Here is a 24,640-nt window from a genome sequence, read left to right as displayed (position 1 = left end):
GTTCACGTTCCCTTCGTTCAGTGGCTGCACGCCCATGACGCCTGGGCCGTGACCGCGTCCGCACGGGCGCGCAGCGCACGGACCGCTTCGGCCGGGTCCGACGCCCCGTACACCGCCGAGCCGGCGACGAAGACGTCCGCTCCGGCGTCGGCGCACCGCTCGATCGTCTCGGCCGACACGCCGCCGTCGACCTGGAGCCACATCTGAAGTCCGTGCTTGCTGATGAGCTCACGGGTGCGGCGGATCTTCGGCAGCATGATGTCGAGGAACGCCTGACCACCGAAGCCCGGCTCCACCGTCATGATCAACAGCATGTCGAGCTCGGGCAGCAGGTCCTCGTACGGCTCGATCGGCGTCGCGGGCTTGAGCGCCATGGAGGCGCGGGCCCCCTTGGCGCGGATCTCCCGGGCCAGCCGGACCGGCGCGGCGGCCGCCTCCACGTGGAAGGTGACCGAGGAGGCCCCCGCTTCCACGTACCGGGGGGCCCACCGATCGGGGTCCTCGATCATCAGATGGCAGTCCAGCGGCGTGTCCGTCGCCCGGGCCAACGACTCTACGACCGGCACACCGAGCGTGAGGTTCGGGACGAAATGGTTGTCCATGACGTCGACGTGGAGCCAGTCGGCTCCCTCCACCGCCTTCGCCTCGTCCGCGAGGCGGGCGAAGTCTGCGGAGAGGATGCTGGGGTTGATCTGTGCGGCCATGCCCCAAGCCTGCCATGCCGGAGCCCGGTTGTTCGCGCCGGTACAGACCTGGGACGTTCAGATGTTCGTCGGACGGTCGTCCCGGATCACCGGGCGAGGGGCTCACGGCACCCGCCCGGCGTCCCGGCCGGCTCCGCCGCGCCGCCCTTGCGCACGGTCAGGCGGTGCGGCGCAGGAGCGCCAGGTACATCGCGTCCGTCCCGTGCAGATGCGGCCACAGCTGTACGTCGGGGCCGTCGCCCAGCGCCGGTACGCCGGGCAGCAGCGGCCGGGCGTCGATCAGCTCGGCGTCCGGGAACTGCTTGAGCACGTCGGCGACGACGGCCCGGGTCTCGGCGAGGTGCGGTGAGCAGGTGGCGTAGCCGACTACACCGCCGACCCGTACCGACTCCAGCGCCGTACGCAGCAGATCGCGCTGGAGCGGCGCGAAGTTGTCCAGGTCCTCCGGCCGGCGCCGCCACCGCGCCTCGGGCCGCCGTCGCAGGGCGCCCAGTCCGGTGCACGGCACGTCCATCAGGACCCGGTCGAAGGAGCCGGGCCGCCACGGCGGCCGGGTCCCGTCGGCGGTGATGACCTGGTAGGGCCCGGGGTTGCCGGCCAGGGCCTTCGCCACCAGTCCGGCCCGGTGCGGCTGCTTCTCGGAGGCGAGCAGCAGCGCGCCGCGCTCGGCGGCGAGGGCGGCCAGCAGCGCGGCCTTGCCACCCGGCCCGGCGCACCCGTCGAGCCACTTCGTGTCCGTCCCCTCGACCGGCGCGTTGGCGAGGGCGAGCGCGACGAGCTGGCTGCCCTCGTCCTGCACACCCGCCCGGCCGTCCTTCACGGCCTCGATCGCACCAGGCTCGCCGCCCTCGGTGAGCCGCACGGCGTGCGGCGACCAGCGCCCCGGTACGGCGGCCTCCTCCCGCAGCAGCTCGTCCGTGGAGGACCGGCCCGGCCGGGCGACCAGGGTCACCTCGGGCCGCTCGTTGTCGGCCTCCAGCAGGTCCTCGATCCCGGCCCGGCCGCCGCCCAGCGAGTCCCACAGCGCGGAGACGACCCAGCGCGGGTGGGAGTGCACGACGGCGAGATGCTCCTCGGGATCGTCGTCGTACGGCGGGGTGATCTGTTCCAGCCACCCGTCGAGGTCGTGCTGCGCGATCTTCCGGAGCACGGCGTTGACGAACTTGGCCCGCCCGTCACCGAGCACCACCCGCGCGAGCTCGACGGAGGCGGAGACGGCCGCGTGGGTCGGGATCCGGGTCCCGAGCAGCTGGTGCGCGCCGAGGCTCAGCACGTCGAGCACCGGCGGGTCGACCTCCCGCAGCGGCCGGTCGACGCAGGCGGCGATGATCGCGTCGTAGGTCCCCTGCCGCCGCAGCGTGCCGTACACCAGCTCGGTGGCCAGGGCCGCGTCCCGCCCGTCGAAGTCGCCCTTCTCCCGGGCCTTGCGCAGCAGCGGGGGCAGTACGAGGTTGGCGTACGCGTCCCGCTCGTCCACGGCCCGCAGTGCCTCGAAGGCGAGGATGCGGACGGGGTCCTTCTGGGGCCGTCGGTAGGGCTTGCCGGGCTTGCTGGGCCCACGGGAGGTGTCACTCACGAAAAAGGTGCTCCGGATGTCAGATGGAAATACCCCCCAAGCGTACGTCGCACCGGTCCCGGCGCTCCGCCGCGGTGCTCCGGCCACGGCCGACCGCCGTCCCGGGCAGCCGCTTCCGATCCCCGAGAGCCGTCTCCTACTCCCCCAGGCTTTCCGCTACTCCCCCAGGCTCTCCGCCGCGCCGATCCGCACGCCCCGCGCCCAGTCCGCCGCCTGCATCGGCTTCTTGCCCTGGGCCTGCACCCAGAGCAGCTCGACGGCGTACGAACCGGTGCCGACGTGGACGTGGTTCTTGCCGACCTCCAGGGCGCCCGGGGCGAGGTCGGTCCGCTCCGGCCGGGGCGTGACCTGGATGAGCTTGAGCCGCTCGCCGCGGAAGGAGGTCCACGCGCCCGGCGCGGGCGTGCAGCCGCGGACGACCCGGTCGACCCGCAGCGCCGGGGTGGACCAGTCGACCTGGGCGTCCTCGACGGTGATCTTCGGCGCCACGGTGATGCCGTCGCCCGGCTGCGGTACGGCCTTCAGGCTGCCGTCCTCGACGCCGTCCATGGTCGCGGCCAGCAGCCCGGCGCCCGCGAAGGCGAGCCGGGTCAGCAGGTCGCCGCTGGTGTCGGTGGGCCGGACCACCTCGGTGACGGTGCCGTAGACGGGCCCGGAGTCGAGCCCCTCCTCGATGAGGAAGGTGGAGGCCCCGGTGATCTCGTCCCCGGCCATGACGGAGTGCTGCACGGGGGCGGCCCCGCGCCAGGCGGGCAGCAGCGAGAAGTGCAGGTTGACCCAGCCGTGGACCGGGATGTCCAGGGCGACCTTGGGCAGCAGGGCGCCGTAGGCGACGACGGGGCAGCAGTCGGGGGCGATCTCCCGCAGCCGCTCCAGGAACTCCGGATCGCGCGGCTTCCCGGGCTTCAGCACCTCGATCCCGGCCTCCTCCGCCCGCTGGGCCACGGGGGACGCGACCAGCCTGCGCCCACGCCCGGCCGGCGCGTCCGGCCGCGTGACGACGGCGGCCACCTCGTGCCGCCCGGAGGCGATCAGGGCGTCCAGGGCGGGAACGGCGACCTCGGGGGTACCGGCGAAGACGAGCTTCATGGGTGGGATCGGGCCTCTCGGGCGGGGTGGGCAGCGGCAGCGCACAAGTCTATGACCACGAGGTGTGACGCGGCGACGGCGTGATACTCCGCGCGGAGACGGCGTCGCACTCCCGCGCGGGCCGGGGACGCTGACGTGCGGCCAAGGCGGAGGCGGAGGCGCGCAGCGCACATCCACGCCGGGGGCGTACGCATATGCCCCTACGCCCCCACAGCGTGACCAGCGGAGCGCACACGCGTTGGTCAAGAAGGAGTTGACCGCAACGGGCCGCCCTGGCGGCCCACTTCCTTTCACGCCGGTTCGAGAGGCTTGTTCATGGCCGACCACGCAACCCACGACGCCCAGGCCCGGGCCAGCCTGCACTTGCTGGTGCGGGACATCGAGCGGGTCCGCCGCCAGGTGGACGCCCTCCGTACGCTCACCGCGCAGCTGGGCAACGTCTACCGCCCGCGGCGCTCCGGCCCCTCCACGGGCTTCGTCGTGTACGGACGCGCTCCCGCGCCGACGGTCCGTCTCGCCCAGGAACTGCGGGACAGCGTCGAGACCCTGGTCACGGCGGCGGTCGACTTCGACCGCTCGCTCGGCTTCTCGTGGGACGCGGTGGGATCCGCGCTCGGCGTCACCAAGCAGGCGGTGCACCGCCGTTACGGCGCCCGCCGCGCCGCAGCCCAGGCGGCCGCCGAGGCCGAGCGGAGCACGGAGACGTCGGCCAACCACACGGTCAACGTGGGCACCGGCATCCCCGCGGTACCGGTACCGACGGTCCCCGCGGCCCGCTCGATGCCCACCCAGCCGACGGCCGGCAGCCCGGCCCTGCGCGAGGACGTCAGACCGACGGTCTTCCCCGCCCCCCGCAACGGCTGACGCACCTTCATCCCGCCCTCCCGGCGAGCCCCCGGGAGGGCAACCGCATGCCGTGCCCTCCCCCACGGCCTGGCCACTCCACGAACCGCGCACCACCATCCCGCTGTACGGGCCCGCACGGACAGCCCCGGCACAACCAGGCCAGCCCCCCAACCACGCGCGACCGCCGAGAGCTACGTCCCCACACGCGGCGCCACGCCTCGCCGACAGTCCCAGCGCACGACCACCGGCGCCGCCGGCCCGCGCAGCCCACCGAGGCACCCCGGCCCACCGCCCTCCGAAGAGACGCGACACCGCACCGTCCCCGCGCGCACCGCCGCGGCACACGGCCGCCGAGGTCACCGGCTCCGTCCTCACCCGATGTCAGCCGGATCGATCCGCACCCAGACGGGCTCGCTCGCCGCTCCCCCGCCGCCGCCCGTGCCCCGGGCCATCCGTGCGGCCTGCGCCGCCTTCAGGGCGGACGCCAGCGCGCCGCCGCTGCCCGGCGGTACCCGGATCAACGCGCGTTCCCAGTGCTCGCCCGGGGGCGGCGCCCCCGGCCGGCGCGGGCGCCCAGGGGTGGTGTCGGGCACGGGTACCGGCCCCAACACCTCCGCGTCCCCGGGCAGTTCGACCGAACCGAGGAACCCGGCGACCGCCGCCGCCCGGCCCGACACGGCCGCCATCCGCGACACCGGGGGGAAGCCCAGTTCCGCCCGCTCGGCGAGTTCCCGCACCGCGTGGCCGACGGGGTCCCACCGCACGAGCGCCTGCACGGGCCGCAGGCTCGGTTCGGCGACGACGGCCACGGTCCCGCCCGCGCCCTGCGGCCGGACCAGCGCGGACGCGGCGATCCACCGGCGCAGGGCGTCCTCGCCGGCCCGCAGATCGGGGCGCCCGAGCATGGCCCAGCCGTCGAGCAGCAGGGCCGCCGCGTAACCGCCCTCGGCGACGGGCTCGGCGCCCGGTGTGCTCACCACCAGCGCGGGCGTGCCGGGCACGGTGTCGAGCACGTGCTCGCGGCCGGAGGTCCGCACCGGGACCGCCGGGAACGCCCGCCCCAGCTCCTCCGCCGTACGCCGCGCCCCCACGACCTGGGCCCGCAACCGGAACGACCCGCACTCCGGGCAGTGCCAGGCGGCTTCCTCACGCCCGCACCACCCGCACCACAACGCCCCGCCGTCCCGCGCCTCCAACGGCCCGGCGCAGTGCCGGCACCGGGCGGGCGCCCGGCACTGCGCGCAGGCCATCCGCGGTACGTACCCGCGCCGGGGCACCTGGACGAGCACCGGCCCGTGCCGCAGCCCTTCCCGGGCCACCTGCCAGGCGAGACTCGGCAGCCGGGCGGCGCGCGCGGCCTCGTCCCGTGCCAGATCCACGTCACCGACGGTCCGCACCAGCGGGGCGGCGCGGCGCACCTGCTCCCGTCCGGCGACGAGCGGCCGCGCCCAGCCGCTCTCGACGAGCTGCGCGGCCTCCACGGTGCAGCCCCAACCGCCGAGCAGGAAGCCACACTTGTCCAGGGCGGCGCGCAGCAGCAGCACCTCGCGCGCGTGCGGCTGCGGCGCGTGCTGCTCGCTGTGGCTGTCGTCCCCGTCGTCCCAGAGGGCGACCAGCCCGAGATCCCGTACGGGGGCGAACATGGCGGCCCGGGTGCCGACCACCGCCCGTACCGACCCGCGCCGCACCGCGAGCCATTCCCGGTACCGCTTCTCGGGCCCTGCGTCGGCGGTGAGCAGCGCGTGCCGCCCCTCGCCCAGCAGCGCCGTCAGCGCGGCGTCGACACGCGCGGCGACCCGCCCGTCGGGCACGACGACGAGCGCCCCGCGTCCTGAGGCGAGCGTGGCGGCGACGGCGCGCGCCAGCTCCTCGCTCCACTCGGGCCCCGGCAGGGCGTTCCACACGGCGCGCGGCGCGCCTCCCGAGGCCAGGGCGGCCAGGAACGCCGTCCCCTGCTCGTACCGGACCCAGGAGCCCGCCTCCGGCGCCGCGGGCACCGGCAGCGGCTCGGGGGAAGGCCGCTGCTCGGCCCGCGCGCTGCGGGGCGGCACGGCGAGCTGGAGCACGTCCGCGAGACTTCCGGCGTACCGGTCGGCCACCGCGCGGGCCAGTCCCAGCAACTCCTCGCTGAGCACGGGCTCGGGCGACACCACCTGGGCGAGCGCGGCCAGCGGCCCCGAGTAGTCGGACTCGGCGAGCCGCTCCACGAGGAACCCGTCGATGAGCCCCCCGCCCTCGCGGCGGCCCTCCCGCACCCGGTGCCGCCCGGCCCCGAACCGGACCCGCACCCGCACGCCCGGCTGCGCGTCCGCGTCGAGCTCCTCGGGAACGGCGTAGTCGAAGTACCGGTCGAGATGCAGTACGCCCTTGTCGACGAGGACCCGCGCGACGGGCAGTTCCTTCGCCAGCGCGGCCCCCCGCCAGGTCCGCGGCTTGGCCCGCGGCACCTTGGCGTTGCGCACGCTCTCCCGGATGAACGCGAGCTGCTCGGGCGGCGCCCCTTCGGCGTCGCCCGTCCCCGTCCCGTTCTCGCTGCTCACGCTTGCATTCTTACCAAACGGGACTGACAACCGACGCCGCCCGCCTCCCGCGGTCGGTTCCGCGGCGGCGACACCGTTCCCGACGGACGCCCGCGCACGGGACGGGCCCGGTCCTCCCGCAGCGGGAGAACCGGGCCCGGACACACAGGGAGCGGCGGGACTACAGCCCCGCGGCCTCCCGCAGCGCCTCCACGCGGTCCGTGCGCTCCCACGTGAAGTCGGGGAGCTCACGGCCGAAGTGGCCGTAGGCGGCGGTCTGGGCGTAGATCGGACGGAGCAGGTCGAGGTCGCGGATGATCGCGGCCGGCCGGAGGTCGAAGACCTCGTCGATCGCCTTCTCGATCTTCTCGGCGTCGACCTTGGCGGTGCCGAAGGTCTCGACGAAGAGACCGACGGGCTCGGCCTTGCCGATCGCGTAGGCGACCTGGACCTCGCAGCGCGAGGCCAGACCGGCGGCGACGACGTTCTTCGCGACCCAGCGCATGGCGTACGCCGCCGAGCGGTCGACCTTGGACGGGTCCTTGCCGGAGAAGGCGCCGCCGCCGTGGCGGGCGAAGCCGCCGTACGTGTCGATAATGATCTTGCGGCCGGTGAGGCCGGCGTCGCCCATCGGGCCGCCGATCTCGAAGCGGCCGGTGGGGTTGACCAGCAGGCGGTAGCCCTCGGTGTCCAGCTTGATGCCGTCCTCGAGGAGGGCCTTCAGCTCCGGCTCCACGACGAACTCGCGGATGTCGGGAGCGAGCAGCGACTCCAGATCGATGTCACTGGCGTGCTGGGAGGAGACGACGACCGTGTCCAGGCGGACCGCCTTGTCGCCGTCGTACTCGATGGTGACCTGCGTCTTGCCGTCGGGGCGCAGGTAGGGGATGGTCCCGTTCTTGCGGACGTCCGACAGCCGCTTCGACAGGCGGTGCGCCAGGAAGATCGGCAGCGGCATCAGGGTCGGCGTCTCGTCGCTGGCGTAGCCGAACATCAGGCCCTGGTCGCCGGCGCCCTGCTTGTCGAGTTCGTCGTCGTCGCCCTCGACCCGGGACTCGTACGCCGTGTCGACGCCCTGCGCGATGTCCGGGGACTGCGAACCGATCGACACCGAGACGCCGCAGGAGGCGCCGTCGAAGCCCTTCTTCGAGGAGTCGTAGCCGATCTCCAGGATCTTGTCGCGCACGAGCTGCGGGATCGGCGCGTAGGCCTTGGTGGTGACCTCTCCGGCCACGTGCACCAGACCGGTGGTGATGAGGGTTTCGACGGCGACCCGGGACGTCGGGTCCTCGCGCAGAAGCGCGTCGAGAATGGTGTCGCTGATCTGGTCAGCGATCTTGTCGGGGTGACCCTCGGTCACAGACTCCGAAGTGAACAGGCGACGGGACACAACGCTCCCTGGGGTTGCAGCGGCTGCTGGCTGATCATTGGCGGACGGGACAGGGCTGCGCCTGGCGTCGTCCGATAACAGCTTATCGGTCGCACTCGGCCACGGCCCCACCTGTCTCGCCACTCGGAAGCGCTGTGACCTGCGGCACGGGCATTCTGCCCAAAGCCGAGCGGCCTTGACCAGAGTCACCGCGCCCGAATGTGCGGGACGGAAGCGATCCTTGTGCTGAAGGAAACATTCAGCTGAGGCGTCGCGCCACCAGGTCCCACACGGTTTCGGCCAGAGCCTCCTTCGGGCCGTGCGGTACGGGGATTTCGGCGCCGTCGGCGCCCAGCACCACGGCCTCGTTCTCGTCGGCGCCGAAGGTCTTGCGTTCCCCCACCTCGTTCACCACGAGCAGGTCGCAGCCCTTGCGCCGCAGCTTCGCGCGGCCGTTGGCGAGGACCTCGTCGGTCTCGGCGGCGAAGCCGACAATCACCTGTCCGGGGCGCGCCCGATCGGCGGAGATCTCCGCGAGGATGTCCGGATTCCGCACGAGAACGAGAGGTTCCGGCTCCTGCCCGTCCTGCTTCTTGATCTTCCCGGCCGCGTACGCCGCCGGGCGGAAGTCGGCGACGGCGGCGGCCATCACGACCGCGTCGGCGTCCGGGGCCGCCTTGACCACCGCTTCGCGCAGCTGGACCGCGGTGCCGACCTGGACCACGTCCACGCCCGCCGGGTCGGGCAGACCGGTGTTCGCGGCGATCAGGGTGACCCGGGCGCCGCGCGCCGCGGCCGTACGGGCGAGGGCGTAGCCCTGTTTGCCCGAGGAGCGGTTGCCGAGGAAGCGCACCGGGTCGAGCGGCTCGCGGGTGCCGCCGGCGCTGACGACGACATGGCGGCCCACGAGGTCCGGCTCGCGGACACCCCGGGCCAGCACGCGGCGGCAGACCTCGAAGATCTCGGCCGGGTCGGGCAGTCGGCCCTTGCCGGTGTCGACGCCGGTGAGACGGCCCACGGCGGGCTCGATGACGACCGCGCCGCGGCGGCGCAGCGTGGCCACGTTCTCCTGGGTGGCCGGGTGCTCCCACATCTCGGTGTGCATGGCGGGGGCGAAGACGACGGGGCAGCGCGCGGTGAGGAGCGTGTTGGTGAGCAGGTCGTCCGCCAGCCCGTGGGCCGCCTTCGCGAGCATGTCGGCCGTGGCCGGGGCGACCACGACCAGGTCGGCGTGCTGGCCGATACGGACGTGCGGGACCTCGTGGACGTCGTCCCAGACCTCGGTCGAGACGGGGTGGCCGGAGAGCGCGGACCAGGTCGCGGCACCGACGAAGTGCAGCGCCGAGGCGGTGGGCACGACCCGGACGTCGTGCCCCGACTCCGACAGTCGTCTCAGCAGTTCGCAGGCCTTGTACGCGGCGATGCCGCCGCTGACCCCCAGCACGACCTTCGGCTTGTCCACCGTCTCTCCCCGGACTCGGCTCGCGTGCGCCGGTGGCCGGCGCACGACTCCATCACACACCACAGGCCCGGCAGTCGCGCTGCCGGGCCTGTGGAAAAACCAACTGCAAGCTGGAAATACTACTGCGCCGGGCCCTCGATGGCCTCGGACGTCAGCAGTCCCGCGTTGATCTCACGCAGGGAGATCGAGAGGGGCTTCTCGTGGACGTGGGTGTCCACGAGTGGACCGACGTATTCGAGGAGGCCCTCGCCGAGCTGCGAGTAGTACGCGTTGATCTGGCGGGCCCGCTTGGCCGCGTAGATCACGAGGCTGTACTTCGAGTCGGTGGCCTCGAGGAGCTCGTCGATCGGCGGGTTGATGATGCCCTCGGGCGCGGAGATGGAAGAGGACACGCTCTACCTTCCGATGGATGGGAAAAGATCGGTCATGATCACATGTTCGTGATCACACAACATCCATCAAGGCTAGCAGCTCGCGCGCCACGTCCTCGACGGAGGTGTTGACCAGGGTCACATCGAACTCCGGCTCGGCCGCCAGTTCGATCTTCGCCGCCTCCAGGCGGCGTTCGATCACCGCGGGCGACTCGGTGCCCCGGCCGGTGAGCCTGCGCACCAGTTCCTCCCAGGACGGAGGGGCCAGGAACACCAGGTGGGCCTCGGCCATGGAGTCGCGGACCTGCCGGGCGCCCTGGAGGTCGATCTCCAGCAGGACCGGCACACCGGACTCCAGGTGCTCCAGCACGGCCGCTCGGGGTGTGCCGTAGCGGTTGCCGGCGAACTCGGCCCACTCCAGCAGCTCTCCGTTGGCGATCAGCTTGTCCATCTCCTCGTCGGTGACGAAGAAATAGTGGACACCGTGCTTCTCGCCGGGGCGGGGCCTGCGGGTCGTCGCCGACACCGAGAGCCACACCTCGGGGTGAGCCTTGCGCATATGAGCGACGACCGTGCTCTTGCCGACCCCGGAGGGGCCGGAGAGCACGGTCAGCCGCGGACGTACGTCCGGGGGCTCGGGGGTCGTCCCCCGGAATGTTGCAGCCATGCAGCGATTATTCCAGCAATCCCGGGCTGCCCGGGACGCCGGTCCCGGACTGCCCGGTACTCAGGAGCCGGTGCTGCCGAACTCGCGCTCCAGGGAGGCGATCTGGTTGGAGCCGAGACCACGCACGCGGCGGCTCTCGGAGATACCGAGTCGCTCCATGATCTGCTTGGCGCGGACCTTGCCCACGCCCGGCAGGGACTCCAGCAGGGCGGAAACCTTCATCTTGCCGATGACGTCGTTTTCCTGGCCCTGCTTGATGACCTCGTGAAGGGAGGCGCCGGAGTGCTTGAGTCGATTCTTGACCTCGGCCCGCTCCCGGCGAGCCGCGGCGGCCTTTTCGAGCGCGGCTGCGCGCTGTTCGGGGGTAAGGGGCGGAAGAGCCACGCCTACGTCACCTCGGATGTCGAACTGTCGGATACGGACCGGTGAGGAACCTAGTCGCCCCACACCTGGGGAGCTACGAGCAACACGCTTGCCCGTTGCCCCCCACTGCATTTAAAGCGTGGGAGGTGCCCCCACTCGTCGGAGACTAGCGGCCAACTCCGCCAGAGTCAGCGAGAACAGAGGAAAAGTCCTGGTCAGCCTCAGTCAGGACAGGATATTTCAGACATACTGCCCCGGATTTGAGAATGTATCCAGCCTCAAGTCGTCCTGAAGGCCCTCGTCGGAGCCTTCCGAAGATCGTCACGCGGACGCGAGCGCCGTCCGGATCTCGTCCGAGAAGCGGTCCGCGGCCGCCCGCAGCGCCCCGACGTCGGGACCGCGGCGCAGCAGACCCCGGCTGACGTTCGGCACGACGTTGCGCACCGCGGCGCCGAAGACCCGGGGAAGGTCCGCCGGAGTCGCCCCCTGGGCGCCGATGCCGGGCGCGAGGAGCGGGCCGTTGATGTCGAGGTCGTACGTCGACAGGTCGCCGAGCGTGGCCCCGACGACCGCTCCGAAGGATCCCAGGGGCTCCTCCCCCAGGTTCTCCGCGGCCAGGTGCGCCAGCATCGTCGCGCCGACGTCGCGCCCGTCCGCGCGCATCGCGTGCTGGACCTCGCCGCCCTCCGGGTTGGAGGTCAGGGCGAGGACGAAAAGACCGGCGCCGCTCTCGCGCGCCAGCGCGACGGCCGGGCTCAGCGACCCGTAGCCGAGGTACGGCGAGACGGTCAGCGCGTCCGAGAACAGCGGAGCGTCCTTGTGCAGGAAGGACTCCGCGTACGCGGCCATGGTGGAGCCGATGTCGCCGCGCTTGGCGTCCATCACGACCAGCGCGCCGGCCGTCCGTGCCGCCTCGACCGTCCTCTCCAGGACGGCGACGCCACGCGAGCCGAAGCGCTCGAAGAAGGCGCTCTGCGGCTTCAGCACGGCGACCCGGTCGGCCGTCGCCTCGACGACCGTGCGGCTGAACCGCTCCAGGCCCGCCACGTCGTCGTTCAGGCCCCACTCGGCGAGCAGGGAGGCGTGCGGGTCGATGCCGACGCACAGCGGACCGCGCTCGTCCATCGCGCGGCGCAGCCGGGCACCGAAGGGTTCCAGGGAGCTCATGCGGCCTTCCTCACGTCGGCGCCGACCGCGTCGGCGAGGGTGGCGTACGGGCTCGTGCGCAGCCGCGCGGCGAGCCCCTTGTGCAGGGCCCGGGTCCAGAAGGGCCCCTCGTAGACGAAGGCGCTGTATCCCTGGACGAGCGTGGCGCCGGCCAGGATGCGCTGCCAGGCGTCCTCGGCGTTCTCGACGCCGCCGACGCCCACGAGGGTGATCCGGTCGCCCACGCGCGCGTAGAGGCGCCGCAGCACCTCGAGGGAGCGCGCCTTCAGGGGCGCCCCGGACAACCCGCCGGTCTCCTTGACCAGCGCGGGGTCGGAGGCCAGACCGAGCCCCTCGCGCGCGATGGTGGTGTTCGTGGCGATGATCCCGTCCAGGCCGAGCTCGACGGCCAGGTCGGCGACGGCGTCGACGTCCTCGTCGGCGAGGTCCGGGGCGATCTTCACCAGCAGCGGGACCCGGCGGCCGGTCACCGCGCGGTCGGCCGCCTCGCGCACGGCGGCGAGCAGCGGACGCAGCGCCTCGGTGGCCTGGAGGTCGCGCAGGCCGGGGGTGTTCGGGGAGGAGACGTTGACCACCAGGTAGTCGGCGTACGGCGCGAGCCGCTCGGCCGACTTCACGTAGTCGGCGACGGCCTCCGTCTCCGGGACGACCTTGGTCTTGCCGATGTTGACGCCCACGACGGTCCTGAAGACCGGCGTGCGCGCGGCCAGGCGGGCCGCGACCACGAGCGAGCCGTCGTTGTTGAAGCCCATGCGGTTGATCAGCGCCCGGTCCGCGACGAGACGGAACAGCCGCTTCTTGGGGTTGCCCGGCTGCGCCTCCCCGGTGACCGTGCCGATCTCGACGTGGTCGAAGCCCAGCATCGACATGCCGTCGATCGCGACCGCGTTCTTGTCGAAGCCCGCGGCGAGCCCGAAGGGGCCGTGCATGCGCAGCCCGAAGGCCTCGGTGCGCAGTTCCTTGTGCCGGGGCGCGAGGGCGGCCGCCAGGAAGGTGCGCAGCACGGGCACCCGGACGGCCCGGCGGATCCAGCGGAAGGCCAGGTGGTGTGCCTGTTCGGGGTCCATCCGGGTGAAGACCAGACGGAAGAAGAGCTTGTACATCACTGTGTCCTCACGAGAAGGGGGACACCGTTTCCGGTGTCCCCCTCGTCGGCTGCTAGTCGCGGGCCGCGGTCAGATGCCGGGCGTGTTCCTGGAGCGAACGGACGCCCACACCGCCGTGGTTGAGGGCGTCGATGCCCTGGACGGCGGCGGCGAGCGCCTGGACCGTGGTCAGGCAGGGCACGGACCGCGCCACGGCCGCCGTACGGATGTCGTAGCCGTCGAGGCGGCCGCCGGTGCCGTACGGGGTGTTGACGATCAGGTCGACCTCGCCGTCGTGGATGAGCTGGACGATGGTCTTCTCGCCGTTCGGCCCGGTGCCCTCGGACTGCTTGCGGACCACCGTGGCGTTGAGGCCGTTGCGCCTGAGGACCTCGGCCGTGCCCGACGTGGCGAGCAGTTCGAAGCCGTGGGCGACCAGTTCACGCGCCGGGAAGATCATCGAGCGCTTGTCGCGGTTGGCGACCGAGATGAAGGCGCGGCCCTTGGTCGGCAGCGGGCCGTAGGCGCCGGCCTGCGACTTGGCGTACGCGGTGCCGAAGACCGAGTCGATGCCCATGACCTCGCCGGTGGAGCGCATCTCCGGGCCGAGGATGGTGTCCACACCGCGCCCGGAGGTGTCCCGGAAGCGGGTCCAGGGCAGCACGGCCTCCTTGACGGAGATCGGTGCGTCGAGCGGGAGCTCGCCGCCGTCGCCGGTCGCCGGGAGCAGTCCCTCGGCGCGCAGTTCGGCGACGGTCGCGCCCAGCGAGATCCGGGCGGCGGCCTTGGCCAGCGGCACCGCGGTCGCCTTCGAGGTGAAGGGGACGGTGCGCGAGGCACGCGGGTTGGCCTCCAGGACGTACAGGATGTCGCCCGCCATCGCGAACTGGATGTTGATCAGTCCGCGGACGCCCACCCCGCGCGCGATGGCCTCGGTCGAGGCACGCAGGCGCTTGATGTCGAAGCCGCCCAGCGTGATCGGCGGCAGGGCGCACGCCGAGTCGCCGGAGTGGATGCCGGCCTCCTCGATGTGCTCCATGACACCGCCGAGGTAGAGCTCGTGGCCGTCGTAGAGGGCGTCGACGTCGATCTCGATCGCGTCGTCGAGGAAGCGGTCGACCAGGACCGGACGGGTGGGGCTGATCTCGGTCGACTCGGCGATGTAGGAGGCCAGCCGGGTCTCGTCGTAGACGATCTCCATGCCGCGTCCGCCGAGGACGTACGAGGGACGCACCAGGACCGGGTAGCCGATCTCGTCCGCGATGCCCTTCGCCTCCGCGAAGGTGGTGGCGGTGCCGTGCTTCGGGGCCGGCAGGCCGGCCTCGGCCAGCACCCGCCCGAAGGCGCCCCGGTCCTCGGCCGCGTGGATGGCCTCGGGAGGGGTGCCCACCACCGGCACGCCGTTGTCCTTGAGCGCCTGCGCCAGGCCCAGCGGGGTCTGGCCGCCGAGCTGGACCACGACGCCCGCGATCGGTCCGGCCAGCGACTCGGCGTGGACGATCTCCAGCACGTCCTCCAGCGTCAGCGGCTCGAAGTACAGGCGGTCGGAGGTGTCGTAGTCCGTGGAGACGGTCTCCGGGTTGCAGTTGACCATCACGGTCTCGTACCCGGCGTTGGACAGCGCGAAGGAGGCGTGGACGCACGAGTAGTCGAACTCGATGCCCTGGCCGATGCGGTTCGGGCCGGAGCCCAGGATGATCACGGCCGGCTTGTCGCGGGGCGCGACCTCGCTCTCCTCGTCGTAGGACGAGTAGAAGTACGGCGTCTTCGCCGCGAACTCGGCGGCGCAGGTGTCGACGGTCTTGTACACCGGGCGGACGCCCAGCGCGTGCCGCACCTCGCGCACCACGTCCTCGCGCAGGCCGCGGATCTCGCCGATCTGGTGGTCGGAGAAGCCGTGCCGCTTGGCCTCGGCCAGCAGGTCGACGTCCAGCCGCTCGGCGGCGGCCAGGTCGTCCGCGATCTCCTTGATGAGGAAGAGCTGGTCGACGAACCACGGGTCGATCTTCGTGGCCTCGAACACCTCCTCGGGCGTGGCACCCGCGCGGATGGCCTGCATGACCGTGTTGATCCGGCCGTCGGTGGGCCGGACGGCCTCCGCCAGCAGCGCGGTCTTGTCGCCGGTCTCGCCGACGAACGTGAACTGGCTGCCCTTCTTCTCCAGCGAGCGCAGTGCCTTCTGGAACGCCTCGGTGAAGTTGCGGCCGATGGCCATGGCCTCGCCGACCGACTTCATGGTGGTGGTGAGGGTCGAGTCGGCCGACGGGAACTTCTCGAAGGCGAACCGCGGGGCCTTCACGACCACGTAGTCGAGCGTGGGCTCGAAGGAGGCCGGGGTCTCCCGCGTGATGTCGTTCGGGATCTCGTCGAGGGTGTAGCCGACGGCGAGCTTGGCGGCGATCTTGGCGATCGGGAAGCCGGTCGCCTTGGAGGCGAGCGCCGAGGAGCGGGACACACGCGGGTTCATCTCGATGACGATGACCCTGCCGTCGGCCGGGTTCACCGCGAACTGGATGTTGCAGCCGCCGGTGTCGACGCCGACCTCGCGGATCACGGCGATGCCGATGTCACGCAGGATCTGGTACTCGCGGTCGGTGAGCGTCATCGAGGGCGCCACGGTGATCGAGTCACCGGTGTGCACGCCCATCGGGTCGAAGTTCTCGATGGAGCAGACGACCACGACGTTGTCGTGCTTGTCGCGCATCAGCTCCAGCTCGTACTCCTTCCAGCCGAGGATGGACTCCTCCAGGAGCACCTCGGTGGTCGGGGAGAGCGTGAGGCCCTGGCCGGCGATGCGGCGCAGCTCCTCCTCGTCGTGGGCGAAGCCGGAGCCGGCGCCGCCCATGGTGAACGACGGGCGCACGACGACCGGGTAACCGCCGAGCTCGTCGAGACCCGCGAGCACGTCATCCATGGTGTGGCAGATCACGGACCGGGCGGACTCGCCGTGGCCGATCTTCGCCCGGACCGCCTCCACGACGCCCTTGAACAGGTCGCGGTCCTCGCCCTTGTGGATCGCCTCGACGTTGGCGCCGATCAGCTCGACGCCGTACTTCTCCAGGACGCCGTTCTCGTGCAGCGAGATCGCGGTGTTCAGCGCCGTCTGGCCGCCCAGGGTGGGCAGCAGCGTGTCGGGGCGCTCCTTGGCGATGATCTTCTCGACGAACTCCGGGGTGATCGGCTCGACATAGGTCGCGTCGGCGATCTCCGGGTCGGTCATGATCGTCGCCGGGTTGGAGTTGACCAGGATGACCCGCAGGCCCTCGGCGCGCAGGACGCGGCACGCCTGCGTGCCCGAGTAGTCGAACTCGGCGGCCTGGCCGATGACGATCGGGCCGGAGCCGATGACCAGGACGGACTGGATATCGGTGCGCTTAGGCACGCTGGCCCTCCATCAGGGATACGAAGCGGTCGAACAGGTAGGCGGCGTCATGGGGTCCCGCTGCCGCTTCGGGGTGGTACTGGACGGAGAAGGCCGGCTGGTCGAGCAGGTGCAGCCCCTCCACGACGTCGTCGTTGAGGCAGACGTGGGACACCTCGGCGCGGCCGAAGGGCGTCTCGCTGACCTGGCCCAGCGGGGCGTCCACGGCGAAGCCGTGGTTGTGCGCGGTGACCTCGACCTTGCCGGTCGTACGGTCCTGGACCGGCTGGTTGATGCCGCGGTGGCCGTACTTCAGCTTGTAGGTGCCGAAGCCCAGGGCCCGCCCGAGGATCTGGTTGCCGAAGCAGATGCCGAACAGGGGCGTCCGGCGCTTCAGGACGGCGCTCATCAGGGCGACGGGGCCGTCGGCGGTCGCCGGGTCGCCGGGGCCGTTGGAGAAGAAGACACCGTCGGGTGCGACGGCGTAGACGTCGTCCTCGGTCGCGGTCGCGGGCAGGACGTGCACCTCGATGCCCCGCTCGGCCATGCGCTGCGGGGTCATGCCCTTGATGCCGAGGTCGATGGCGGCGACGGTGAACTTCTTCTCGCCGACCGCGGGCACGACGTAGGCCTCCTTGGTGGCGACCTCCTCGTACAGGCTCGCGCCCTTCATGTGCGGCTGGGCCTGCACGCGCGCGAGGAGCTCAGCCTGCGGGGCGACCGCGTCGCCGGAGAAGATGCCGGCCCGCATCGAGCCGCCTTCGCGCAGGTGGCGGGTCAGGGCCCGGGTGTCGATGCCGGAGATGCCGACCACGCCCTGCTCGACCAGTGCGTCGTCGAGTGAGCGGTTGGCGCGCCAGTTGGAGGGCACGCGCGCGGGGTCGCGGACCACGTAGCCGGAGACCCAGATGCGGCTGGACTCGTCGTCCTCGTCGTTCCAGCCGGTGTTGCCGATCTGCGGTGCGGTCGCGACGACGATCTGCCGGTCGTACGACGGGTCGGTGAGGGTCTCCTGGTAGCCGGTCATGCCGGTCGAGAACACCGCTTCGCCGAAGGTCTCCCCCACGGCCCCGTAGGCACGGCCGCGGAACACCCGGCCGTCCTCCAGGACGAGTACCGCGGGAAGCGCCCCTTTCCTCTGCGAGGCGTTCCCCTTCGTGGAGGTGGTCATCGTGCGCCTTCCGTTGTTTCCGTCTTGTTGATCATCGCGTTGATGGTGTCGACCCACTCGTTGTGTTCGGCCGCGCGGTCGGAGCGGAACCCGGAGTCGATCAGCCGGTCGCCGTGCGCCCAGGTCACGACGAGCAGGCCGCCCTCGGTCAGCACCTTGCCCGCGATGCCCTTGTCGAGCCGGGCCTCCCGCAGGGCCGCGCGCGGGACGAAGAAGTCGGTCGCCCCGGGGCGTACGACGTCCAGGCCCGCGTCGGTCAGCGTGAGCTCGACGCGGCTGCGGGTGCCCAGGCCGTGCGCGACGATGCGGTCCAGCCACTGTCCTGCGGTGGTGGAGCCGTGGTAGCGGCCGCTCATGCCCAGTGTCACCGGGCCCGGCTCTTCCGGCATTCCGGACCGTGGCGGCCGGTCGTCTCCGTCGCGGGTGGTGGCGAGCGACGGGCGGGTGGGCAGCTCGGGCAGGTCGCCCTGGAGCGTGCCGCGCCACTTCCAGCCCTCGCGCATCAGCCAGTAGACGAGCGCGACGAAGAGGGCGAGGCCGACGAGCCAGCCGACGCGGGCGGCCCAGTCGGTGACCTCGGCCGACTTCTTCTCGGCGGCCAGCAGGATTACAGATGTCACGTGAGCTTCCCGTCGACGAGGGTGGCCTTGCCCCGGAGCCAGGTGTGGGTGACACGGCCCGGCAGCTCACGGCCCTCGTAGGGAGTGTTGCGGCTGCGCGAGGCGAAGCCCGCGGGGTCCACCTGCCCACGGTATTCCGTGTCGACCAGGACGAGGTTCGCGGGCTCGCCTGCCGAGACGGGTCGTCCATGACCGGTGGCCCGTCCGATCCGGGCCGGCTTGACGGACATGCGGTCGGCGACGCCCGCCCAGTCGAGCAGTCCGGTGTCGACCATCGTCTCCTGGACCACCGACAGCGCGGTCTCCAGGCCCACCATGCCCATGGCGGCCGCGGCCCACTCACAGTCCTTGTCCTCGTGCGGGTGCGGGGCGTGGTCGGTGGCGACGATGTCGATCGTGCCGTCGGCGAGCGCCTCGCGCAGCGCGAGCACGTCCCGCTCGGTGCGCAGCGGCGGGTTGACCTTGTAGACCGGGTCGTACGAGCGCACCAGTTCGTCCGTGAGGAGCAGGTGGTGCGGGGTGACCTCGGCGGTGACGTCGATGCCGCGGGACTTGGCCCAGCGGACGATCTCGACGGAGCCGGCCGTCGACAGATGGCAGATGTGGACGCGGGAGCCGACGTGCTCGGCGAGCAGGACGTCCCGGGCGATGATCGACTCCTCGGCCACCGCCGGCCAGCCGCCGAGTCCCAGCTCGGCGGAGACGACGCCCTCGTTCATCTGGGCGCCCTCGGTCAGCCGCGGCTCCTGCGCGTGCTGGGCGACGACCCCGCCGAAGGCCTTCACGTACTCCAGCGCGCGGCGCATGATCACGGCGTCGTCGACGCACTTGCCGTCGTCGGAGAAGACGGTGACACCGGCGGCCGACTCGTGCATGGCACCGAGCTCGGCGAGCTTGCGGCCCTCCAGGCCGACCGTGACGGCCCCGATCGGCTGGACGTCGCAGTAGCCGTGCTCCTGGCCGAGCCGGTAGACCTGCTCGACGACACCGGCGGTGTCGGCCACCGGGAAGGTGTTGGCCATGGCGAACACGGCGGTGTAGCCGCCGGAGGCGGCGGCCCGGGTGCCGGTCAGGACGGTCTCGGAGTCCTCGCGGCCCGGCTCGCGCAGATGGGTGTGCAGGTCGACCAGGCCCGGCAGCAGCACCTTGCCGTCGGCCTCGACGACCTCGGCGCCCTCGGCGTCGAGCCCGGTGCCGACCTCGGCGATCGTCGCGCCGTCGATCAGCACGTCCTGCGGCTCGCCGCCGAGCACCTTCGCACCACGGATCAGGATCTTGCTCATCGTCGTTACTTCTCCTCGGTGGTACGGGCGTGGGCGACGGCGGGTTCGTTGCCGCCGAGCAGCAGATAGAGGACGGCCATGCGGATGGAGACGCCGTTGGCGACCTGCTCGACGACGGTGCAGCGATCGGAGTCGGCGACCTCGGCGGTGATCTCCATGCCGCGGACCATCGGGCCGGGGTGCATCACGATGGCGTGCTCGGGCATCTTCGCCATGCGCTCGCCGTCGAGGCCGTAGCGCCGCGAGTACTCGCGCTCGGTCGGGAAGAAGGCGGCGTTCATGCGCTCGCGCTGGACGCGCAGCATCATCACGGCGTCGGACTTGGGGAGCGTGCCGTCGAGGTCGTAGGCGACCTCGCAGGGCCAGGTCTCGACGCCGACCGGCACCAGGGTGGGCGGGGCGACGAGGGTGACCTCGGCGCCGAGCGTGTGCAGCAGGTCGACGTTGGAGCGGGCGACCCGGCTGTGCAGGATGTCGCCGACGATGGTGATCCGCTTGCCGTCGAGGTCCTGGCCGATCCCGGCGTCGCGGCCGACGAGCCGGCGGCGCATGGTGAAGGCGTCGAGCAGGGCCTGCGTGGGGTGCTGGTGGGTGCCGTCGCCCGCGTTGATCACGGCGGCGTCGATCCAGCCGGAGGTGGCCAGGCGGTAGGGGGCGCCGGACGCGCCGTGCCGGATGACCACGGCGTCGACGCCCATGGCCTCCAGGGTCTGGGCGGTGTCCTTCAGGGACTCGCCCTTGGAGACGCTCGACCCCTTGGCGGTGAAGTTGATGACGTCCGCCGAGAGGCGCTTCTCGGCGGCCTCGAAGGAGATCCGGGTACGGGTCGAGTCCTCGAAGAAGAGGTTCACGACCGTGCGGCCGCGCAGGGTCGGCAGTTTCTTGATCGGCCGGTCGGCCACCCGGGCCATCTCCTCGGCGGTGTCGAGGATCAGGACGGCGTCGTCGCGGGTGAGGTCGGCGGCCGAGATGAGATGACGCTGCATCTGTCAGGCTCCGTAAGGCAGTTCAGGTTTGGGGAGATTCCGGGCACGCGAGGGCGCGGCCGCGCGGCGCACGAACGTGTCGTACGCCGCGGGGCTAGTGCTGCCGCTCGCCCGGGGAGGTCCGCTTCGCACCGAGCAGCACGGTGTCGCGACCGTCCTCCTCGGCGAGCTGGACCTTGACCGTCTCCCGCAGCGACGTGGGGAGGTTCTTGCCGACGTAGTCGGCGCGGATGGGCAGTTCGCGGTGGCCGCGGTCGACGAGGACCGCGAGCTGGACCGCGCGGGGGCGCCCGATGTCGTTCAGGGCGTCGAGGGCGGCGCGGATCGTGCGGCCGGAGAAGAGCACGTCGTCGACGAGGACGACGAGGCGGCCGTCGATGCCGTCACCGGGGATCTCGGTGCGGGCCAGCGCGCGCGGTGGATGCATGCGCAGGTCGTCGCGGTACATCGTGATGTCGAGGGAGCCGACCGGGATCTTGCGGTCGGTGATCTCCTCCAGCTTGGCGGCGAGCCGGCGGCCGAGGAACACGCCGCGGGTCGGGATGCCGAGCAGCACCACGTCGTCGGCACCCTTGGCGCGCTCGACGATCTCGTGGGCGATGCGGGTCAGTACCCGCGCGATGTCGGGGCCTTCGAGTACGGGCCGCGCATCGGATGATGATGTGTCCATATGAAAACGGACCTCCTTCTCCGCCTCACGGGACGGACCTTAAAGGACGTCGGGATTGCGCCATCCACGGTAGCAGGCCGGGGCGACCCCCCTGATCACCCCCTTGGCCTAGTCGATCGTCGCTACCACGGAAGCGTCGGTGTGGACCATTCGGCTTGACGCAGAAGAATCACGCTGCGTAACCTCACAGTGAGTTACCAACTGCGTGGCCAGGAACCAAAGCCGGCCGCGTCGACCCATGCCGGGGAGCTATATGTCCAGCGAATACGCCAAACAGCTCGGGGCCAAGCTCCGGGCCATCCGCACCCAGCAGGGCCTTTCCCTCCACGGTGTCGAGGAGAAGTCCCAGGGCCGATGGAAGGCGGTCGTGGTCGGTTCGTACGAGCGCGGTGACCGTGCCGTGACCGTACAGCGTCTTGCCGAGCTGGCGGATTTCTACGGCGTTCCCGTCCAGGAGCTGCTGCCGGGCACCACCCCTGGCGGCGCCGCCGAGCCGCCCCCGAAGCTGGTGCTCGACCTGGAGCGCCTCGCCCACGTTCCGGTCGAGAAGGCGGGCCCCCTCCAGCGGTACGCGGCCACGATCCAGTCGCAGCGCGGTGACTACAACGGCAAGGTGCTGTCGATCCGCCAGGACGACCTGCGCACCCTCGCCGTCATCTACGACCAGTCGCCCTCGGTGCTCACCGAGCAGCTGATCAGCTGGGGCGTCCTGGACGCGGACGCGCGCCGCGCGGTCTCCCACGAGGACAACTGAGCGAGGCACCGCCTCAGCAGAAACGTGCCGCCGGGGTGGCCGGAACCTCATCGTTCCGGCCGCCCCGGCGGCGTTCTGCGGGCCTCAGGGGCCACACGGGCACCAGGGAGCTCTGAGCATGCCGGAGGGCCCGCAGCGCGACGCTGCGGGCCCTCCGGCATGCTCAGAGCTCCGGCCTTCCGGTACCTCTTACGCCTCGTCGCGACGCAGCGAGGGCTTCAGCTCCTTCAGACGGCCGAGCAGGCCGTTGACGAACGAGGGCGACTCGTCCGTGGAGAACTCCTTCGCCAGCTGCACCATCTCGTCCAGCACCACGGCGTCCGGAGTCGCGTCGACCCAGATCAGCTCGTAGGCGCCGAGGCGCAGGATGTTGCGGTCGACGACCGGCATCCGGTCGAGCGTCCAGCCGACCGAGTACTGGGCGATCAGCTCGTCGATGCGCCGCGCGTGCTCCGCGTAGCCCTCGACCAGCTCCATCGTGTACTCGCTCACCGGTGGCTGCCGAGTGTCGGCCCGGGAGAGCCGGACCCAGTCGGCGAGGACCGTCAGGACGTCCGCGCCGCGCTGGTCGCCCTCGAAGAGGATCTGGAAGGCGCGCTTGCGGGCCGTGTTGCGGGCAGCCACGGTTAGCTGTTCACCCGGCCGAGGTAGTCGCTCGTACGGGTGTCGACCTTGATCTTCTCACCGGTGGTGATGAAGAGCGGGACCTGGATCTGGTGGCCGGTCTCCAGCGTGGCGGGCTTGGTCCCACCGGTGGAGCGGTCGCCCTGGACGCCCGGCTCGGTCTCCTGGATGGTCAGCTCGACGGCGGCCGGCAGGTCGACGAAGAGCACCTCGCCCTCGTGCTGCGCGACGGTGGCCGAGAAGCCCTCGATGAGGAAGTTGGCCGCGTCGCCGACCGTCTTGCGGTCGATCATCAGCTGGTCGTAGGTGTCCATGTCCATGAAGACGAAGTACTCGCCGTCCATGTACGAGAACTGCATGTCGCGCTTGTCGACAGTGGCCGTCTCGACCTTGACACCGGCGTTGAACGTCTTGTCGACGACCTTGCCGGAGAGCACGTTCTTCAGCTTGGTGCGCACGAAGGCCGGGCCCTTGCCGGGCTTGACGTGCTGGAACTCGACGACGGACCAGAGCTGGCCGCCTTCGAGCTTGAGCACCAGGCCGTTCTTGAGGTCGTTCGTGGAAGCCACGGTTGCGGAATCTCCTGGACTGACGTGGACGACCCCGGGGGCCCGTGCCCCAGCGGCACCCGGGAAGTGCGTGCTTCCCCGGGATCGCTAGAGCGCGAGCAGCTCCTTGGTCGTGATGGTGAGTAGCTCGGGTCCGCCGTCCGCCTCGGGGCGCACGACGAGCGTGTCATCGATCCGGACTCCGCCCCGGCCCGGGAGGTGGACCCCCGGTTCGACGGTGACCGGCACGCAAGCGTCCAGTTTACCCATGGCCGCGGGGGCCAGCTGCGGGTCCTCGTCGATTTCGAGTCCGACGCCGTGCCCGGTGAGCGGTGACAGGCCCTCGCGGTACCCCGCGGAGCCCAGTACATGGCGGGCGGCGCGGTCCACGTCACGGTAGGCCACGCCCGGCACCAGGGACTCCCGTCCGGCCCGCTGGGCGGCGAAGACGAGGTCGTACAGCTCGATCTGCCATTCGGCGGGCGAGGTGCCGATGACGAAGGTCCGGCCGATCTCGCAGCGGTACCCGTGGTACGTGGCACCCAGGCACACCGACAGGAAGTCGCCCTCCTCGACCCTGCGGTCGGTGGGCGCGTGGGTGCGCCGACCGGAGTTCGGGCCGGTGGCGACGGAGGTCGCGAAGGCGGGGCCGTCGGCACCGTGGTCGACGAGCCGCCGCTCCAGTTCGAGGGCGAGGTGGCGTTCGGTGCGCCCGACGAGGATGGACTCCAGCAGCTCGCCGAGGGCCTGGTCGGCGATCTCCGCGCCGATCCGCAGACAGGAGATCTCCTCCTCGTCCTTGACCACCCTGAGCTGTTCGACCGCGCCGCCGAGGTCGGCGAGGCGGAGCCGGGGGGCGACGGAGCGGATGGCCCGGTGCCGGGCCACGGTGAGGTGGTGTTCCTCGACGGCGAGGGAGTCGGCGTCCTGGGCCGTGACGAGATCGGCGGCGGCGACGGCCGGATCCGCACCGGGCCCGGACAGGACATGCACCCGCAGCGCCTCGTCGGGCCGGCCCTCGGAAGGCCGTTCGTCCGGCGGGGCGGTGCAGACCAGCAGGTCCTCGCGCTTTCCCAGCAGCAGGACGGCACCCTGCGGCGCGGCGCCCGCGAGGTAGCGCACATTGGCGGCTCGGGAGACCAGCGCCGCCGCGCTGCCACTCGCGTCGCAACGCTCCCGAAGCCGCGTCCGGCGGGCCGCGTACACCTCTGACATGAGCCGAGCCTACGAGCGGAGGCGGGATCCCGCCGGTCGGGAGGGCCGACCGGGCGGGCGCCGATCGGGGGACACCGCGCGCCACCGGATCCTGGGGCACTCCTCGCGCCCACCGGATCCGGGCCGGCCACTCCCTGCCCTGCCGAAGCCGAAGGGCTCCCACGCCACCGGATCCGCGGCACCCCCCGCC

22 protein-coding genes are annotated in these 24,640 nt (G+C 71.8%); 2 read left to right on the top strand and 20 right to left on the bottom strand.

The window, feature by feature from the left end:
• Nucleotides 1–17 precede the first annotated feature (17 nt).
• The 3 genes from rpe to fmt all read right to left on the bottom strand — a co-directional run bounded on the left by rpe (nucleotide 18) and on the right by fmt (nucleotide 3,369).
• On the bottom strand, nucleotides 18–704 hold the full coding sequence (rpe, locus tag ACWCQK_RS20340; RefSeq protein WP_451156699.1) for a ribulose-phosphate 3-epimerase: 687 nt from the start codon (nucleotides 702–704) through the stop codon (nucleotides 18–20).
• Between the two features lie 157 nt (nucleotides 705–861).
• Entirely contained in the window at nucleotides 862–2,280 is a 1,419-nt protein-coding gene (locus tag ACWCQK_RS20335; protein ID WP_451156697.1) for an RsmB/NOP family class I SAM-dependent RNA methyltransferase, read from the bottom strand.
• A 156-nt stretch (nucleotides 2,281–2,436) separates the two neighbouring features.
• Complete coding sequence (gene fmt / locus ACWCQK_RS20330; RefSeq protein ID WP_451156695.1) at nucleotides 2,437–3,369, bottom strand: methionyl-tRNA formyltransferase; 933 nt, start codon at nucleotides 3,367–3,369, stop codon at nucleotides 2,437–2,439.
• A 315-nt stretch (nucleotides 3,370–3,684) separates the two neighbouring features.
• Here fmt and ACWCQK_RS20325 point away from each other — a divergent pair, with 315 nt between their 5' ends.
• On the top strand, nucleotides 3,685–4,233 hold the full coding sequence (locus tag ACWCQK_RS20325; protein ID WP_451156693.1) for a hypothetical protein: 549 nt from the start codon (nucleotides 3,685–3,687) through the stop codon (nucleotides 4,231–4,233).
• Nucleotides 4,234–4,586: 353 nt separating this feature from the next.
• On the opposite strand, the gene ACWCQK_RS20320 is transcribed toward ACWCQK_RS20325, so the two are convergent.
• The 14 genes from ACWCQK_RS20320 to pyrR all read right to left on the bottom strand — a co-directional run bounded on the left by ACWCQK_RS20320 (nucleotide 4,587) and on the right by pyrR (nucleotide 21,309).
• Entirely contained in the window at nucleotides 4,587–6,755 is a 2,169-nt protein-coding gene (locus ACWCQK_RS20320; protein ID WP_451156691.1) for a primosomal protein N', read from the bottom strand.
• Nucleotides 6,756–6,915: 160 nt separating this feature from the next.
• The gene (gene metK, locus ACWCQK_RS20315) at nucleotides 6,916–8,124 is read right to left on the bottom strand and encodes a methionine adenosyltransferase (RefSeq protein WP_451156689.1); all 1,209 of its coding nucleotides are present in this window, start codon (nucleotides 8,122–8,124) and stop codon (nucleotides 6,916–6,918) included.
• Between the two features lie 238 nt (nucleotides 8,125–8,362).
• Nucleotides 8,363–9,565: a bifunctional phosphopantothenoylcysteine decarboxylase/phosphopantothenate--cysteine ligase CoaBC gene (coaBC, locus tag ACWCQK_RS20310; protein WP_451156687.1), complete on the bottom strand. Its 1,203-nt coding sequence runs from the start codon at nucleotides 9,563–9,565 to the stop codon at nucleotides 8,363–8,365.
• Nucleotides 9,566–9,684: 119 nt separating this feature from the next.
• The gene (gene rpoZ, locus ACWCQK_RS20305; RefSeq protein ID WP_067025681.1) at nucleotides 9,685–9,957 is read right to left on the bottom strand and encodes a DNA-directed RNA polymerase subunit omega; all 273 of its coding nucleotides are present in this window, start codon (nucleotides 9,955–9,957) and stop codon (nucleotides 9,685–9,687) included.
• 52 nt (nucleotides 9,958–10,009) lie between these two features.
• On the bottom strand, nucleotides 10,010–10,603 hold the full coding sequence (gene gmk, locus ACWCQK_RS20300) for a guanylate kinase (RefSeq protein WP_451156685.1): 594 nt from the start codon (nucleotides 10,601–10,603) through the stop codon (nucleotides 10,010–10,012).
• 60 nt (nucleotides 10,604–10,663) lie between these two features.
• Nucleotides 10,664–10,987, bottom strand: a complete 324-nt coding sequence (locus ACWCQK_RS20295) for an integration host factor (RefSeq protein ID WP_003977346.1) — start codon at nucleotides 10,985–10,987, stop codon at nucleotides 10,664–10,666.
• A 300-nt stretch (nucleotides 10,988–11,287) separates the two neighbouring features.
• A complete protein-coding gene (pyrF, locus tag ACWCQK_RS20290; protein ID WP_451156683.1) occupies nucleotides 11,288–12,133 on the bottom strand; it encodes an orotidine-5'-phosphate decarboxylase in 846 nt (281 codons plus the stop codon).
• On the bottom strand, nucleotides 12,130–13,236 hold the full coding sequence (locus ACWCQK_RS20285) for a quinone-dependent dihydroorotate dehydrogenase (RefSeq protein ID WP_451156681.1): 1,107 nt from the start codon (nucleotides 13,234–13,236) through the stop codon (nucleotides 12,130–12,132). Before ACWCQK_RS20285 ends, pyrF begins: the two co-directional genes overlap by 4 nt.
• A 55-nt stretch (nucleotides 13,237–13,291) precedes the next feature.
• Nucleotides 13,292–16,600, bottom strand: coding sequence for a carbamoyl-phosphate synthase large subunit (carB, locus tag ACWCQK_RS20280; RefSeq protein ID WP_451156679.1), 3,309 nt, complete (start codon nucleotides 16,598–16,600; stop codon nucleotides 13,292–13,294).
• On the bottom strand, nucleotides 16,593–17,750 hold the full coding sequence (gene carA / locus ACWCQK_RS20275; protein ID WP_451156678.1) for a glutamine-hydrolyzing carbamoyl-phosphate synthase small subunit: 1,158 nt from the start codon (nucleotides 17,748–17,750) through the stop codon (nucleotides 16,593–16,595). Before carA ends, carB begins: the two co-directional genes overlap by 8 nt.
• On the bottom strand, nucleotides 17,747–18,370 hold the full coding sequence (locus ACWCQK_RS20270) for a PH-like domain-containing protein (protein WP_451156676.1): 624 nt from the start codon (nucleotides 18,368–18,370) through the stop codon (nucleotides 17,747–17,749). Before ACWCQK_RS20270 ends, carA begins: the two co-directional genes overlap by 4 nt.
• Entirely contained in the window at nucleotides 18,367–19,653 is a 1,287-nt protein-coding gene (locus ACWCQK_RS20265) for a dihydroorotase (protein ID WP_451156674.1), read from the bottom strand. Before ACWCQK_RS20265 ends, ACWCQK_RS20270 begins: the two co-directional genes overlap by 4 nt.
• A 5-nt stretch (nucleotides 19,654–19,658) precedes the next feature.
• Nucleotides 19,659–20,639, bottom strand: a complete 981-nt coding sequence (locus ACWCQK_RS20260) for an aspartate carbamoyltransferase catalytic subunit (protein ID WP_451156672.1) — start codon at nucleotides 20,637–20,639, stop codon at nucleotides 19,659–19,661.
• A gap of 94 nt (nucleotides 20,640–20,733) precedes the next feature.
• A complete protein-coding gene (pyrR, locus tag ACWCQK_RS20255) occupies nucleotides 20,734–21,309 on the bottom strand; it encodes a bifunctional pyr operon transcriptional regulator/uracil phosphoribosyltransferase PyrR (protein WP_451156670.1) in 576 nt (191 codons plus the stop codon).
• Nucleotides 21,310–21,562: 253 nt separating this feature from the next.
• Here pyrR and bldD point away from each other — a divergent pair, with 253 nt between their 5' ends.
• Nucleotides 21,563–22,063 (top strand): transcriptional regulator BldD, encoded by a 501-nt coding sequence (gene bldD / locus ACWCQK_RS20250; protein WP_399422782.1) that lies wholly within the window; start codon nucleotides 21,563–21,565, stop codon nucleotides 22,061–22,063.
• 189 nt (nucleotides 22,064–22,252) lie between these two features.
• Here bldD and nusB read toward each other — a convergent pair whose 3' ends face one another.
• The 3 genes from nusB to ACWCQK_RS20235 all read right to left on the bottom strand — a co-directional run bounded on the left by nusB (nucleotide 22,253) and on the right by ACWCQK_RS20235 (nucleotide 24,450).
• The gene (gene nusB, locus ACWCQK_RS20245) at nucleotides 22,253–22,687 is read right to left on the bottom strand and encodes a transcription antitermination factor NusB (protein WP_451156668.1); all 435 of its coding nucleotides are present in this window, start codon (nucleotides 22,685–22,687) and stop codon (nucleotides 22,253–22,255) included.
• Between the two features lie 2 nt (nucleotides 22,688–22,689).
• Nucleotides 22,690–23,256 (bottom strand): elongation factor P, encoded by a 567-nt coding sequence (efp, locus tag ACWCQK_RS20240; protein WP_451156666.1) that lies wholly within the window; start codon nucleotides 23,254–23,256, stop codon nucleotides 22,690–22,692.
• A gap of 87 nt (nucleotides 23,257–23,343) precedes the next feature.
• Entirely contained in the window at nucleotides 23,344–24,450 is a 1,107-nt protein-coding gene (locus tag ACWCQK_RS20235) for an aminopeptidase P family protein (RefSeq protein ID WP_451156664.1), read from the bottom strand.
• Nucleotides 24,451–24,640 lie beyond the last annotated feature (190 nt).

This window comes from Streptomyces sp. NPDC002306 (assembly GCF_053593435.1).
The sequence above is the reverse complement of the archived record's forward strand: the minus strand, read 5'-3'. Positions and strand labels throughout refer to the sequence as shown.

Bases quoted from the DNA above. Each gene is read 5' to 3' on its own strand.
- rpe (WP_451156699.1), bottom strand. From the start codon at position 704: ATGGCCGCACAGATCAACCCCAGCATCCTCTCCGCAGACTTCGCCCGC.
- fmt (WP_451156695.1), bottom strand. From the start codon at position 3,369: ATGAAGCTCGTCTTCGCCGGTACCCCCGAGGTCGCCGTTCCCGCCCTG.
- ACWCQK_RS20325 (WP_451156693.1), top strand. From the start codon at position 3,685: ATGGCCGACCACGCAACCCACGACGCCCAGGCCCGGGCCAGCCTGCAC.
- gmk (WP_451156685.1), bottom strand. From the start codon at position 10,603: ATGGCTGCAACATTCCGGGGGACGACCCCCGAGCCCCCGGACGTACGT.
- pyrF (WP_451156683.1), bottom strand. From the start codon at position 12,133: ATGAGCTCCCTGGAACCCTTCGGTGCCCGGCTGCGCCGCGCGATGGAC.
- ACWCQK_RS20285 (WP_451156681.1), bottom strand. From the start codon at position 13,236: ATGTACAAGCTCTTCTTCCGTCTGGTCTTCACCCGGATGGACCCCGAA.
- carA (WP_451156678.1), bottom strand. From the start codon at position 17,750: ATGACCACCTCCACGAAGGGGAACGCCTCGCAGAGGAAAGGGGCGCTT.
- ACWCQK_RS20265 (WP_451156674.1), bottom strand. From the start codon at position 19,653: ATGAGCAAGATCCTGATCCGTGGTGCGAAGGTGCTCGGCGGCGAGCCG.
- ACWCQK_RS20260 (WP_451156672.1), bottom strand. From the start codon at position 20,639: ATGCAGCGTCATCTCATCTCGGCCGCCGACCTCACCCGCGACGACGCC.
- pyrR (WP_451156670.1), bottom strand. From the start codon at position 21,309: ATGGACACATCATCATCCGATGCGCGGCCCGTACTCGAAGGCCCCGAC.
- bldD (WP_399422782.1), top strand. From the start codon at position 21,563: ATGTCCAGCGAATACGCCAAACAGCTCGGGGCCAAGCTCCGGGCCATC.
- ACWCQK_RS20235 (WP_451156664.1), bottom strand. From the start codon at position 24,450: ATGTCAGAGGTGTACGCGGCCCGCCGGACGCGGCTTCGGGAGCGTTGC.